Here is an 11775-nt window from a genome sequence, read left to right as displayed (position 1 = left end):
GTGTTACCTGTCAGTTCGAGTTCGATATGTGTGAGCTAGGCTTGCCGCTGTGGGACGAGGACGCGTCTGGCGACGAGCAGCCCCACCAGCGTCACGGCGATCAAAATCCCGGAGATCGCAGCGACGCGGACGTCGAGGGATTCCTCGATCAACGCGAACATCCTGAGCGGCAGGAGCGTGGTCCGGGCGTCGGCAAGGAAGAGCGAGACGGAGACGTTGTCGAGCGACTGGATGAAGACGAGGAGCGCACCCGCCAAGATACCCGGCATCAAAAGCGGCAGCGTCACCCGCCGCAAGGTTGTGAACCAGTTCGCGCCCATGACCGTCGATGCCTCGGCAAGAGAGGGATTGATCCCTTGGGCAACGACGGAGGCTGCACGATACATCAGCGGCCCGAAGACCACGACATGGCCTGCGATCGTCAGCCAAAGCGACGGCCGGAAACCAATGAAGTTGGCAACGATCAGTGCCGCCAATCCATAGACAAGGCTGGGCAGGACAAGCGGTGCCAGAAGAAGTGGCTCGATCGTGCTGACGGTCCCTCGCTTCATTCGCGTCATGCCGATGGCGGCGGGAACGGCGAACAGCAGCGAGCCGAGGACTGCGAGGCCAGCGATCTTCAGCGAGTTCCAGGCAGCAAGTTGTTCGGTCGCCGAGCGGACGGGATCGAGCAGCGCCTGGTACCAGCGGAACGAAAACCCTTGTGGGGGATATTTCAAAGTTTGGCCTGACGTAAAGGACATCATCAGGGCAATGACGATTGGCGCGATCAGATAGCTGACGCAGAGACCGCCAAAACCATAGACGAAGACGCTGTAGAGAAGTGCCGGGATGGGATTTTCTCGACGATCAAGCATGGCCGACCAACCTCCTGTGACGGGAAATCATGGTGAGAGCGACAAGCAGGCAGCCCGTCGACAGCAGCAGCACGACGGCAATCGCCGAGGCCAACGGCCAGTCGAACAGCGTGCCAACCTCGCGGTAGATCAATTGCGGCACGTAGACGTTCCGCGCGCCGCCAATCACCGCCTGGGTCACGAAGGAACTGCTGGTGCTCGCAAAGACCAGGATCCAGCCAGCCAGCAATCCGGGGAGCATCAGCGGTAGGAGTACGGTTGCCAGGATGCGCCATGGCCCAGCGCCGGACACCTGTGCCGCCTCGGTAAGCTGTTGAGGCGTCCGTGACAAAATGGCGATCAAGGGCAGGATGATCAACGGCAGGTCGATCTGACACATCGCCATGACCAGACCGGTCTCGGTAAACAGGAGGCTGGTCGGCATGCCGGTGATGCCAAGGGAAACGAGTGTCTCGCTGATCGGACCCTGGCGTCCAAGAATGACGATCCAGGCGAAGGTCCGCACCACGTTGCTGGTCAGCATCGGGATGAGAGTGAGGAAAATCAGGACCTGCCGCAGGTTCCGGCCACCGTGCCAATAGAGTAAGGCGATCGGAATCCCGAGCAGCGTCGTGCCGATAACCGTCTCGACGCCAAGCCGCGCGGTGTTGACGAGGACCCGGAAATTGAAGGAATCGCCGAAGAAGCGGGCATAGTGTTCAAGACTAGCACCGCCGGGACTGACGAAGCTGAAGCCGACAAGGACGGCGAGCGGCGTTGCAAAAAACACCACCGAAAGCAGAAGCATCGGTACGACGTATGGGAAGCCGCTCGCCTTCATGATGTCACCTCAACCGGCAACGAGTGCGTCGAACTGGCGAATCCAGTCCGAGCGGTTCTTGTTGATGGCGACCCAATCGGGATAGACCATGGTGGGGAGCTGTTCGCGGGTAACATAGGCCGCAATGCTCGGGGTCAGCTCGACATCGCGGTTGGTCGGGAACATCTCCGTCGGCGGCTCCTTGAGCAGGTCCTGGGCGGCTTTCGAGATGGCAGCATCCATGTAGGCATAGGCTGCCTCGAGGTTCTGCGAGCCCTTGACCAGGTGGATGTTGACGGGGGCTGCGGGCGAGCCCGTTTCCGGATGGACGAACTCGGCGTTCAGACCAAGGCTCTTCAAGTGCGCCACATTGTTGGTGCTGCACATGAAGACGGCGATCTCGCCCTGCTGGAAGAGCGTCATCTGGTGGTTGGTGCTATCGACGACGCCCTGGCGCTGTTCCGGGCTATCCTTGAACAGCTTGAAGACGGCATCCATGTCGTTTGGGCCAGTGCCAAATATCTTGGCAATCTCGGTATAGGCCATGACGGCAGTGTTCGACGCAAACCCCGTCCAGGAAACCTTGCCCTTGTAGGCCGGGTTCTCGAAGAGATCGCGATAGCCCTTCGGCTTCGGACCGAGGTCAGGATTGTAGGCGATGCCGTTGACCTCGATGGTCACGGTCGGGCCGTATTCGCCCTGGAAGGACTTGTCGAGCTTGTCCCAGTTCTTGAGCTTGGTCGGATCAATCTTCTGGATCAGGTCATTGTCGACGGCCACTGCCATTTGGCCCGGCGACATCAGCAGCGTGTCGTAGGGAGGGTTGCCGGGACTTGCCATGACCTTGGCAAGCTGGTCCTGTGCCATGGCCGGCGCAACAGTCAGGTCATAGCCGCCGCTCTGCAGCATCGGAGTGAGAACGGTGCGGTAGGCGTCTTCCCAGCTTCCGGGAAAGGTTGCCGCAACGGCCGTACCGCCGGCTGCCTGCGCGAAACGCGGAAGCATGGCTGATGCGGCGGCACCTGCAGCCAGGAAGCCGAATGCACGACGGGTCATTTGAACGTTCTTCATCATGGTCACCTCTGTTGACGTAGTCTTCACTGGACGTTTTCGGATTGGGCGGGAAAGACATGGCACCGGGATGCATCGATCTTGGCAAAGAGCTGCGCGCCCCGTTCGGGGATGCTGGTGGATGGGCTTCTGACCTCGGAGGCCCGCAGGTTTGTGCCGTCCTCAAGCAAAAGGTCATGAACAAGGGTCGGACCCAGGGGCACCGAGACGGTCATGCGGGCGGGCAGTGAGTTTTCGGTCGAGTGTGGGGACAGGCGCACCTCTTCGGGCCGGAAGGCAACCGTCACCGGGGAACCGACGGTGAACTTAAGGCGGCGTGGAAGGCGCAACGTCCTGTCCTCAGCCAGGCTGATCACCGTGCGCTGGTCCCCGAGTTCCTTGACCGTTCCCTGCAGCAGGTTTGCCTGGCCGATGAAGGTGTTGACGAACAGGGTCTTCGGCTGATCGTAGACGGCCATGGGCGTATCGATCTGCTCGACATTGCCCTTGTTCATCAGCACCAGGCGGCTTGCCAGACTTTGCGCCTCTTCCTGATCGTGCGTGACGATCAGCGTGGTGATCCCCAGGGTCTTCTGCAAATGCAGCAGTTCCACCTGCAAGTCGAAGCGCAGGGCGCGATCGAGAGCCCCGAACGGTTCGTCGAGCAGGAGGAGCGACGGCCGCCCTGCAATGGCGCGGGCGACGGCGACGCGCTGCTGCTGGCCGCCGGAGAGCTCCCGTGGCAGGCGATTGCCGAAGCCGCCGAGCCGCACAAGCGACAGCATTTCTTCGACGCGAGCCTTTCGTTCCGCACGCGGTACCTGCTGGCAGGCCAGCGGATAGGCGATGTTTTCAGCAACCGTCAGATGCGGGAACAGGGCATAGTTCTGAAAGACCATGCCGATGCCGCGGGATCGGGCCGAGAGATGCGCGAGATCGGTATCGCCGAGAACGATTTTGCCCGCCTTCGGCAGGATCAGGCCGGCAATCGCCCGCAGGACGGTCGACTTGCCACAGCCGCTCGGGCCGAGGAGTGCGACGATCTCGCCTGCCTCGATATCGAAAGAGACATCACTGACTGCATTTTGGCCGCCGTAGCTGTGCGTCAATCCCTGGACGCTGAGGCGGGTCCGATCAGAAGTATGCGAGGTGTCCGACATCTGGCTTCCCTGCGGTTGCGCGGCAGCAACATGTGGCTCGGTGCTTTCCGATGGGAGGCGGAAGGAAAGCTTGGAGGGCAATGTTGCAACGAGGTTGTTCATGAGAACCATGCTGCAAGGGCTGTGCCAGTTTCGAGGTAGCGGGTGTATGAAAATCACAAGCCACTGTTATTGAGACACATTACACGATTTATAGATGTTCGAACCTTTATAATTATATAAATGCACGACTTTGTGCGAAGTGTTATTTCGCTCAAACTTTCAGCAGAGTCGCGCAATTTTAAAGCGATAGAAGCGAGGTATTAGGCTCCTCAAACCCGCGATTCTGGCCTTTTGGAGCAGACTGGCGTGTGTATCAGCTGTCAAAAACATCAAATTTGACCTATGTGAGCCTAAAAAGCGAGAGAATGTGAACATCAAAAACCTTCAAGGCAGATACTGACCATAATTTATGCGAATATCTATGCGAAACTATATAAGAAAGATTTCCATAAATCCGATGATTTAGATATAACCGTTACATATCAAACTCCTAATCCCTCGCCCCCTATGACTGGCACGACGATTGCATCGATGATTTCAGCATGTCGCGCCAACAGGAAACTGCAAAGGGGATTCCATGAGAAGCGTACCGGGACATTTGAAGACAGGATTGACAAGGGCAGTCGCCACTCTGATTGCTACCTCCGCCTTTGCTGCACACGGTAGCGCACAGGAGATGGACGTTGCCAAACTTCCCGGAGCCACGCTCACGGTACAGCTGGCCGACATGCTGCCCGCCGCTATCAAGTCGTCTGGCACACTCAAGATCGCAACTGACCTGACGCCACCCATCAGCTTCCATGGCGAGGATGGCAAGCTTATCGGGATCGACGCCGATATCGCCGACACGCTCGGGGTCATCCTTGGAGTCAAAGTTCAGATGACCGACGTCGGCGCAGGGGCTGCCATCGTTCCCTCGATCCTGGCAAAGCGCTTCGACATGTCCATATCGGGGATCAATGACGATCCGGTGCTGGAAAAGCGGGTCGACGTTATAGACTACATGTATGATGCCACCACGATCATGACCATCAAGGGTAATCCCCTTGCCATCAAGTCCATGGCGGACCTCTGCGGCAGAAAGGTAGCCGTGCCGGTCGGCACATTCCAGGCGAAGATGGTCGAGGCAGCGTCAGTGAAATGCGCGACCCCGATCGCCATCCTGTCGATCCCCAAGATGCCCGATGTCCTCCAGGCCGTCCGCACGGGTCGCGCCGATGCCACGGTCAACGGCTACGCCACCAGCGTCTACACCACCGAACACCAGACCGGAAACGGCAAGGGCCTGCAGGCGCTTCCCGATATACGCCTTGCGACCGGTTACCTCGGCATGCTGGTCGCCAAGGATAGTGGAGGCTTGCGCGATGCGGTCGTTGGCGCGCTGGAGCAGATGCGCGTCTCCGGTGCTTACGGAGCGATCATGAAGAAATGGGGTCTTAAAGCGCTGGCCGTTCCGACCGTGAAGGTGAACGATGCAACCAGCATGCCTGCGGATTGAGCCGATGGCCCTGTTTCGCGCAACACCCACAACGCTCTATCTTGCTCCGCCCCCAACACGGTCGATCCAGTGGGGCCAGGTGGCAACAGGAACGGCTGCAATCCTGGTGCTGGCCGTCCTCGCCTTTATCGTCGCCCAGAGCCAGAGCGTGCAGTGGTCCGAGGTTCCCCAATACCTGTTCGATCCGTCCGTTCTGAGCGGGGTCGTGCTGACGCTCGAACTCACCGTCGCCGCCATGACCTTCGGGATCGTGTTCGGATGCCTTCTGGCCCTGATGGCGACAAGCCAAAATTTCGTTCTTAAGGCGATCACGGCGGCCTTCGTCTGGTGGTTTCGCGGCGTGCCGCTGATCGTCCAGATATTCTTCTGGTTCAATATCGCCCTGTTCATCCCGCAGATCGGCATCGGAACGCATGTCATCTCGATCAACGATCTCGTCACGCCATCGCTAGCAGGTTTCCTGGCCCTCGGTCTGCATGAGGCCGCGAACATGTCGGAAATCATCCGCGGTGGTCTCGTCTCCGTCGATCGGGGCCAGCGCGACGCCGCGGCCGCCCTCGGTCTGAAATCACGGCAGACCCTGTGGACAATCATCCTGCCGCAGGCGGCACGCCTGATCGTTCCCCCGACGGGAAACCAAGCGATCGGCATGCTGAAGGCCAGCGCCATCGTCTCGGTCATCGGCATGCAGGATCTTCTGACCCAGGCGCAGGCGATCTACGCCCGCAACTTCCTCGTCATCGAAATGCTGTTCGTCGCCTCGATCTGGTACCTCGCGATCACAAGCGTAGCCTCCATCGGCCAGCATTTTCTCGAGCAAAGCCTTCTGCCGAAGGATCGTACCTCGGCCAGAAAACCCCGAACCTAGCGATCGCGAGCATCGCCGGCCATCGGAAATCACCAGCTGCACAAGATCATCAAGGATCGCCATTGAAGCGCATCCGACCAGGAGACTGCCATGAAACTGGGAATCGACGGACTGAAACTGCCGGAGGTCAAAAAACGGGGGGCCCTCGCCAGCCTTGACCACGTCAAGCAACTCGGCCTTGAGGGCATCTTCTTCAGCACGATGCTGGACATGAGCCCCGACCTCGACCTCGGCCAGCTGCGGGAAATCCGCGCCAAGGCCGATGAACTCGGCCTCTATCTTGAAGGCGGCGTCGGCAAGATCAACCCCTACTGCAGCGCCGAAGCGCCGGAATTCCGGGCAATCGGCGGCGGCGACATCATCGCCGGCTTTTCCCGCATGATCGAGGCTGGTGCAGCCATCGGCTGCTTCGAGCTTTGGGTCTCACCGGGCAACTTCAAGGCGGTCTATCCCGGCAGGCTTGCCAACGACCGCTTCCGCACCGACGTTACCTGGGAAGAGCAGCTCCTCGCCATGGAGAAGGTTCTCCGGAAACTTGCGCCCGTTGCCCGCGCAAACGGCGTCCATCTCAACATGGAGACCCACGACGAGATCACGTCCTTCGAAATCCTCCGGCTGATCGAAAACGTCGGAGCCGATGTCGTCGGCGTCGTGCTCGACACCGCCAACATGCTGCAGCGCGGCGAGCATCCGGTCTTTGCCACCAAGCGCCTCGCACCCTTCGTGCGCCAGACCCATATCAAGGACGCCTATGTGAACCGCGCGCCGGGTGGCCTGGATTTCCAGACCCGGCCCTGTGGCAACGGAATCGTCGATTTCTCGGCGATCATCCCGATCCTTGCCGATGCCAATCCTGCATTGAATCTGTCGTTGGAAGTCGCCCAGTCGACCGACGACAACCGACGCAAGGCCAACCCACGCCAGTGTATTGAGATCGATGATCCGATTTGGCGGGCGGCCCACCCGGACCTGACGGCGACCGAGCTGGAGGCCTATTTTATCATGATCGAGGCCTACGACGCTCGCGTCCGCTCTGGCGAAGTCATGGATTGGCAAGGCTACGAGAGCAGCAAGTACGGCTACCCGACCTACGAGAACCAGCCTTACGGTTTCAATGAAGCCATCGGCTTCATCCAGGCATCAGCCAGCCATATCGAGTCGATCTGCATCGACAAGGGCATTCCCCTGTCCTCGACTGTCTCGCGGCAGAAGGCCGCCTGAAACAGCTGGATTCGCTGGCGATAGTCTCGCCAGCGAATCTGGACCGAGATTACCTTGCCAGCAAAGCTGTTTACGCAAGAAGATAATTATGGAAATAATTATCGCAGGCGAATATCTGATTTGAATGATCTGCCGCTCTCATGTCGATGGGCAGGCAGGACCGGAGACCCCCATGAAGAAGTCGCGCCGCCAGAGCGCCAAATCCATTCCCGCCGGCACCAGCCCAGTGGATACAAGCGACAACAACGACGATATTTCCGAGCGTATCCGTACGACGCTGGCAAACGCCATCGGCGAAGGCGCGCTCAAGCCGGGCACGAAAATCCTGGAAGAGGCGATCGCCGAGCACTTTGGCGTCAGCCGCACGGTCGTGCGCGGGGCACTCGGCGTTCTTGAAAGCGACCATCTGCTGGAGCGAAAGAGAAACCGAGGTACCTTTGTGGCCGAGCCGAGTATCGAGCAGGCTAAAAGCCTGTTCGAGGCACGCCGCAAAATCGAGGGGATGCTGCTCGATTTCGTGGTGGAGCGGGCAACGGACGAGCAGCTCGATGCACTGCAGAGGCTGACGGATGAGGAAGAGCACATCCATCATCATGGCGATGAGAAATCCAAGACCGTGTTGTCCGGCAAGTTCCACATCGCCTTGGCGGAGATTGCCGGCAATGCCGTTCTGACCGAGATGCTGGCCAAGATCGTGGCGCGCCTTTCGCTGGTCATGGCCCTTTACGAGGAAGACCGAAAGGATGATTGCGGTGCTGACCACCACCGCATGATCGTGGCCGCCGTGAAGGCCAAGGATGCCACTAAAGCGAAAGAGCTGATGGACCACCACCTCGCCGACATCGAAGAGCGCGTCAAGCTGACGGAGGGACAGGGCGACCGGCACACGTTCCTGGCGGTGCTTGAAAACTTCTCCTGAGCTGTGTCGCCAGTCATCCTTCGGCTGAATTTGTTGTAAAGTGCCGAGGGTGGACAAAACAGTCGATTGCGCTTGAAAGGAACCGAACAGCCGGCCCCTAAGTCGACTTTGCTAAATCCTTGAGAAATATTCTTTTTCGTGGTCGCTCTAATGGGATTTTATCTCGTGACACGAACCGCAGACCCAGTCATTGCGCTATCGAGCTGTGCAGCGGATCTGCTAATAGCCGGCTTCAGCCAGCTGCATTTCGGGGTACTGTAATATAATGCGGCGTACCCTATCGCTAATACCGGCTGGGGAGCCTCGTTTGGAGAGCATGTAATCGAGGCATTCAAGGATAGCTTTCAGCTTGTTTGGCGCCGCTGTCGGAACGCTCGCACTTCTTAATCGACTTGGCTGCTTTTGTAAGCTGCGATTGAAAAGCCGGTCATGGTGAGCGCAGATGTTACGTAAATCCACAAGGGCTTCGATCCAGCTAGTGAAAACCTGATCCGAACCCACTCCGAATTGAGCCGCAATGTTTGTTTTGATTGAACCTTCGAGGCATTGAAAAATCCGCGAAGACGCTCCGAATGTCAGAAATTCCTTCATCGTCCAGATCGGCGGCAGAACAGGGGTGCTATACGTGTCCCGATAGTGCTTCGCCCTCCGGTCCTTGGAAGCCCCATACACCTTGGCGAAGGTCTGAAGGGCATTGAGATTTGCACTCGAATCCTTGAATGCACTTGCATGGTAGTAGGGATGACTGCCGAACCCCGCGCTCAAAGCCTCTGACATGCTGTTGCGTAACAGCAGTTCGAACTGCCCGACGGTAAGAAAGCAGGCGTCACGCAACTCGGCATCGCATTCATATAGGCTGATGATGTCGTGATACTTCGTGCCGGCTATAAAGGGCTTGCCCGTGACGTTCGTCTGCCTGCGGCTCAGAAAATAAATGCGAAGACGTTCATAGCCGATGGCCTCAATTTTCCGGGCAGCGACATTCGGGCGGCTTATAACCAGCCCCTTTGCCCTCAGATGGGCAATCCTCTGCGCCGCCGTCGCGTGCGCCTTGACGTAAGGAATAAGTGCCATGAAATAAGAAGGGCCACCCTTTTGCACTTCCCGAAGGAGTCGTGTGGCAGCCCATGACGCTCCCTACATAGCCCTCTTGGGCAAAAGTTTCAAGCAATATCCACTCACCTCTTTTTGGGTAAGAGCGGATTGGTTGGCGCGCAGTCATGCTAAGATCAAGGTGGCACTCTCACAGGTTCTAGACCAGATCACAACGTCTTCGCCTTGATAGGAATCGAACCATTGCCCCTTACTCATAGAGCGCCTTTTCCAACGAAAACAACGGATCGAGGCATTTTGTGAGCAGATGTCCCCCCCAACTACGTTCATATCCTATGTTCGACTGAGCATGCATTATCCTTCGACATCGTGTAGCCGGTTCCATTTCGAGAACGTAGTTATACCGGGTATGTCCGCCCTAGCCTGTCCCGGCAAAATTGCAATATATTCGAGTGAGTGTCCGTCAGGATCATTGAAGTAAACGCTGGAGGCTGGCATCCAGGGAAACACGATGGGCTCCTGGATTTCGTCTCCTGCGCCATTTCGAGGAACAATGCCCTTTGAGCGCAAGTAGGCAGGAGCCTCCGTGACTTCATCGATCGTCGTCTGAAAAGCGATGTGCAGCTTCATTCGTAAGGGAGAGCTCTGGATGGACCAGAGACCGAGCATGGATCGTTCACGCCCGCCGATCCACAGGAACGCCACGTTTCGCTCCGGGATAGTGTGCGCCAATTCCAGACCTACGGTATTTTGGTAGAAATCAATGGAGCGACCAAGATCCGAAACGGTCAGGTGGGTTTCGTAAAGTCCTTTAATTGAGATCACGGATCAACTCCTTGTCTGTCGTACTGAACGCCGTTGCCGACGCTTGATTGATGAGCTGATACGGTTCATACGACCTCAACTATGGTTGAGGTCAAGGGCCATGACGACACAAATAGATATTCATCGGGAGCTTGCGGTGGGCGAGGTTGCCAGGCGCAGTGGCGTTGCCGTGTCCACCATCCACTTTTATGAGGCGAAAGGGCTGTTGTCGGCCTCGCGTAATTCCGGCAATCAAAGGCGCTATCCGCGAGAGGTTTTACGCCGCATTGCTATCATCAAAATCGCCCAGCAGGCCGGCATCCCGCTTGCTGAAATTCGTCATGCGTTGTTGTCGCTGCCGAATGGGCGAACGCCGAATGCGGAAGATTGGAAAAATCTGGCGGATTTGTGGAGAGCAGCGCTTCAAAAGCGGATGGACAAGCTCACGCAATTGAGAGACAACCTTGAAGGATGTATCGGGTGCGGGTGCCTATCCGTCAAGGACTGTCCTTTGCGCAACCCTGGCGACATACTCGGCGCCAGCGGCAATGGAGCGGTCCTCCTTGAATAGAGCAGCCGAGCCACTGAGCTGCAGACTTTCCGCGCTTACGATCAGCAGTTCGGCGGCGAAATGAGCTTCGTTCGGGGAGCGGCGCTGCCAATATATTCACTCCTCGCAGATGATGGCCCGTCTCGCGCCACGCTCTCGGGGCATTCCATGGTAGACCCGCAATGGAAGCGGAGGCTTATGGGCTTCCGCATAGCAATAAGCTGACGAGCCCAACGCCTGCATTCATAGCAAGCGGTATCAGGACGGTCGGAACGCTTCCGGAGATCTGCACCATCAGTATGTTTTGACCTACTATCGCGGCACCCGCTGCGACCAGCATGAAGAATACGCCGAGGTCCAACATCGCGCTCAACCTTCGTAAGGTATTTTCCTGGCATCGAGAATGATTTGCATGAACGCGAGATCAAGCCATATACCGAACTTGGTTCCAACCTCTTTAAGGTTGCCGACAGTCTCGAAGCCAAGCTTCTCGTGAAGCTTTATTGAAGAGACATTCCGCGCCTCGATCCCGGCCACCATAACATGCTTGCCAAGTTCTCTTGCGCGAATTATCAGCGCCCGCATAAGAGCTTCGCCAATACCCCTGCCGCGTTGCTCGATACCCACATAGACCGAGTGTTCAACAGTATGGCGATAGCCATCGAATGCTCTCCAATCTCCGAACGAAGCGTAGCCAAGAACTTGGCCGTCATCTTCAGCGGCAACCAAAACCGGATAGCCGAGCCGCTCCCGATCCGCCAACCATGCCGCACGATTGGAAGCGTCCACCTGCGCGTCGTTCCAGATCGCAGTGGTGTTCACGACCGCATGGTTGTAGATATCTGCAATGGCCCTAACATCCGCCGGAGCAGCGTCTCGAATTTCCATATTGCCCTCAATTCGTCTACTATGTAGTTACGTATCGCTACCATAGTAGACGATTGGCGACAAGCC

Annotated in this window: 12 protein-coding genes; 5 read left to right on the top strand and 7 right to left on the bottom strand. The window is 57.7% G+C overall.

All coding sequences use genetic code 11. The annotated features are described in order from the left end of the window. Nucleotides 1-35 precede the first annotated feature (35 nt). The 4 genes from EQW76_RS22350 to EQW76_RS22335 are packed head-to-tail and all read right to left on the bottom strand — an operon-like array spanning nt 36 to nt 3968. On the bottom strand, nt 36-857 hold the full coding sequence (locus EQW76_RS22350) for an ABC transporter permease (protein WP_142831166.1): 822 nt from the start codon (nt 855-857) through the stop codon (nt 36-38). Continuing rightward, on the bottom strand, nt 850-1677 hold the full coding sequence (locus EQW76_RS22345; RefSeq protein ID WP_142831165.1) for an ABC transporter permease: 828 nt from the start codon (nt 1675-1677) through the stop codon (nt 850-852). The genes EQW76_RS22350 and EQW76_RS22345 overlap by 8 nt, the downstream gene beginning before the upstream one ends. Before the next feature lie 9 nt (nt 1678-1686). Continuing rightward, entirely contained in the window at nt 1687-2736 is a 1050-nt protein-coding gene (locus tag EQW76_RS22340; protein WP_244617008.1) for an extracellular solute-binding protein, read from the bottom strand. Between the two features lie 17 nt (nt 2737-2753). After that, nucleotides 2754-3968 carry an ABC transporter ATP-binding protein gene (locus EQW76_RS22335; RefSeq protein WP_142831163.1) on the bottom strand — a complete coding sequence of 405 codons (1215 nt, stop codon included), beginning with the start codon at nt 3966-3968 and terminating at the stop codon, nt 2754-2756. 517 nt (nt 3969-4485) lie between these two features. Here EQW76_RS22335 and EQW76_RS22330 point away from each other — a divergent pair. The 4 genes from EQW76_RS22330 (at nt 4486) to EQW76_RS22315 (ending at nt 8414) form a co-directional block, all read left to right on the top strand. Continuing rightward, nucleotides 4486-5406, top strand: a complete 921-nt coding sequence (locus EQW76_RS22330; RefSeq protein ID WP_142831162.1) for an ABC transporter substrate-binding protein — start codon at nt 4486-4488, stop codon at nt 5404-5406. A 4-nt stretch (nt 5407-5410) separates the two neighbouring features. Then, nucleotides 5411-6274: an amino acid ABC transporter permease gene (locus EQW76_RS22325; protein WP_142831161.1), complete on the top strand. Its 864-nt coding sequence runs from the start codon at nt 5411-5413 to the stop codon at nt 6272-6274. Between the two features lie 90 nt (nt 6275-6364). Then, the gene (locus tag EQW76_RS22320) at nt 6365-7495 is read left to right on the top strand and encodes a sugar phosphate isomerase/epimerase family protein (protein ID WP_142831160.1); all 1131 of its coding nucleotides are present in this window, start codon (nt 6365-6367) and stop codon (nt 7493-7495) included. A gap of 172 nt (nt 7496-7667) precedes the next feature. After that, nucleotides 7668-8414: a GntR family transcriptional regulator gene (locus tag EQW76_RS22315; protein WP_142831159.1), complete on the top strand. Its 747-nt coding sequence runs from the start codon at nt 7668-7670 to the stop codon at nt 8412-8414. Nucleotides 8415-8633: 219 nt separating this feature from the next. On the opposite strand, the gene EQW76_RS22310 is transcribed toward EQW76_RS22315, so the two are convergent. Together EQW76_RS22310 and EQW76_RS22305 are read right to left on the bottom strand one after the other, a co-directional pair. Further along, entirely contained in the window at nt 8634-9488 is an 855-nt protein-coding gene (locus tag EQW76_RS22310) for an Abi family protein (protein ID WP_142831158.1), read from the bottom strand. Between the two features lie 333 nt (nt 9489-9821). Continuing rightward, entirely contained in the window at nt 9822-10292 is a 471-nt protein-coding gene (locus tag EQW76_RS22305; RefSeq protein ID WP_142831157.1) for a VOC family protein, read from the bottom strand. 100 nt (nt 10293-10392) lie between these two features. Here EQW76_RS22305 and soxR point away from each other — a divergent pair, with 100 nt between their 5' ends. Beyond that, entirely contained in the window at nt 10393-10842 is a 450-nt protein-coding gene (soxR, locus tag EQW76_RS22300; protein WP_142831156.1) for a redox-sensitive transcriptional activator SoxR, read from the top strand. A 348-nt stretch (nt 10843-11190) separates the two neighbouring features. Here the strand turns inward: soxR and EQW76_RS22295 are convergent, their stop codons facing one another. Then, nucleotides 11191-11709, bottom strand: coding sequence for a GNAT family N-acetyltransferase (locus EQW76_RS22295; protein WP_142831155.1), 519 nt, complete (start codon nt 11707-11709; stop codon nt 11191-11193). Nucleotides 11710-11775 lie beyond the last annotated feature (66 nt).

The sequence above is a fragment of the Rhizobium sp. rho-13.1 genome, assembly GCF_007000305.1.
Taxonomy (GTDB): domain Bacteria; phylum Pseudomonadota; class Alphaproteobacteria; order Rhizobiales; family Rhizobiaceae; genus Rhizobium; species Rhizobium rhododendri.
This window is presented reverse-complemented; position numbering and strand designations above follow the sequence as displayed.

Excerpts from the sequence above, each read along its gene's own strand:
- EQW76_RS22345 (WP_142831165.1), bottom strand. The coding sequence starts at position 1,677 with ATGAAGGCGAGCGGCTTCCCATACGTCGTACCGATGCTTCTGCTTTCG.
- EQW76_RS22315 (WP_142831159.1), top strand. The coding sequence starts at position 7,668 with ATGAAGAAGTCGCGCCGCCAGAGCGCCAAATCCATTCCCGCCGGCACC.
- EQW76_RS22295 (WP_142831155.1), bottom strand. The coding sequence starts at position 11,709 with ATGGAAATTCGAGACGCTGCTCCGGCGGATGTTAGGGCCATTGCAGAT.
- EQW76_RS22350 (WP_142831166.1), bottom strand. The coding sequence starts at position 857 with ATGCTTGATCGTCGAGAAAATCCCATCCCGGCACTTCTCTACAGCGTC.
- EQW76_RS22335 (WP_142831163.1), bottom strand. The coding sequence starts at position 3,968 with ATGAACAACCTCGTTGCAACATTGCCCTCCAAGCTTTCCTTCCGCCTC.
- EQW76_RS22330 (WP_142831162.1), top strand. The coding sequence starts at position 4,486 with ATGAGAAGCGTACCGGGACATTTGAAGACAGGATTGACAAGGGCAGTC.
- EQW76_RS22310 (WP_142831158.1), bottom strand. The coding sequence starts at position 9,488 with ATGGCACTTATTCCTTACGTCAAGGCGCACGCGACGGCGGCGCAGAGG.
- EQW76_RS22320 (WP_142831160.1), top strand. The coding sequence starts at position 6,365 with ATGAAACTGGGAATCGACGGACTGAAACTGCCGGAGGTCAAAAAACGG.
- EQW76_RS22325 (WP_142831161.1), top strand. The coding sequence starts at position 5,411 with ATGGCCCTGTTTCGCGCAACACCCACAACGCTCTATCTTGCTCCGCCC.
- soxR (WP_142831156.1), top strand. The coding sequence starts at position 10,393 with ATGACGACACAAATAGATATTCATCGGGAGCTTGCGGTGGGCGAGGTT.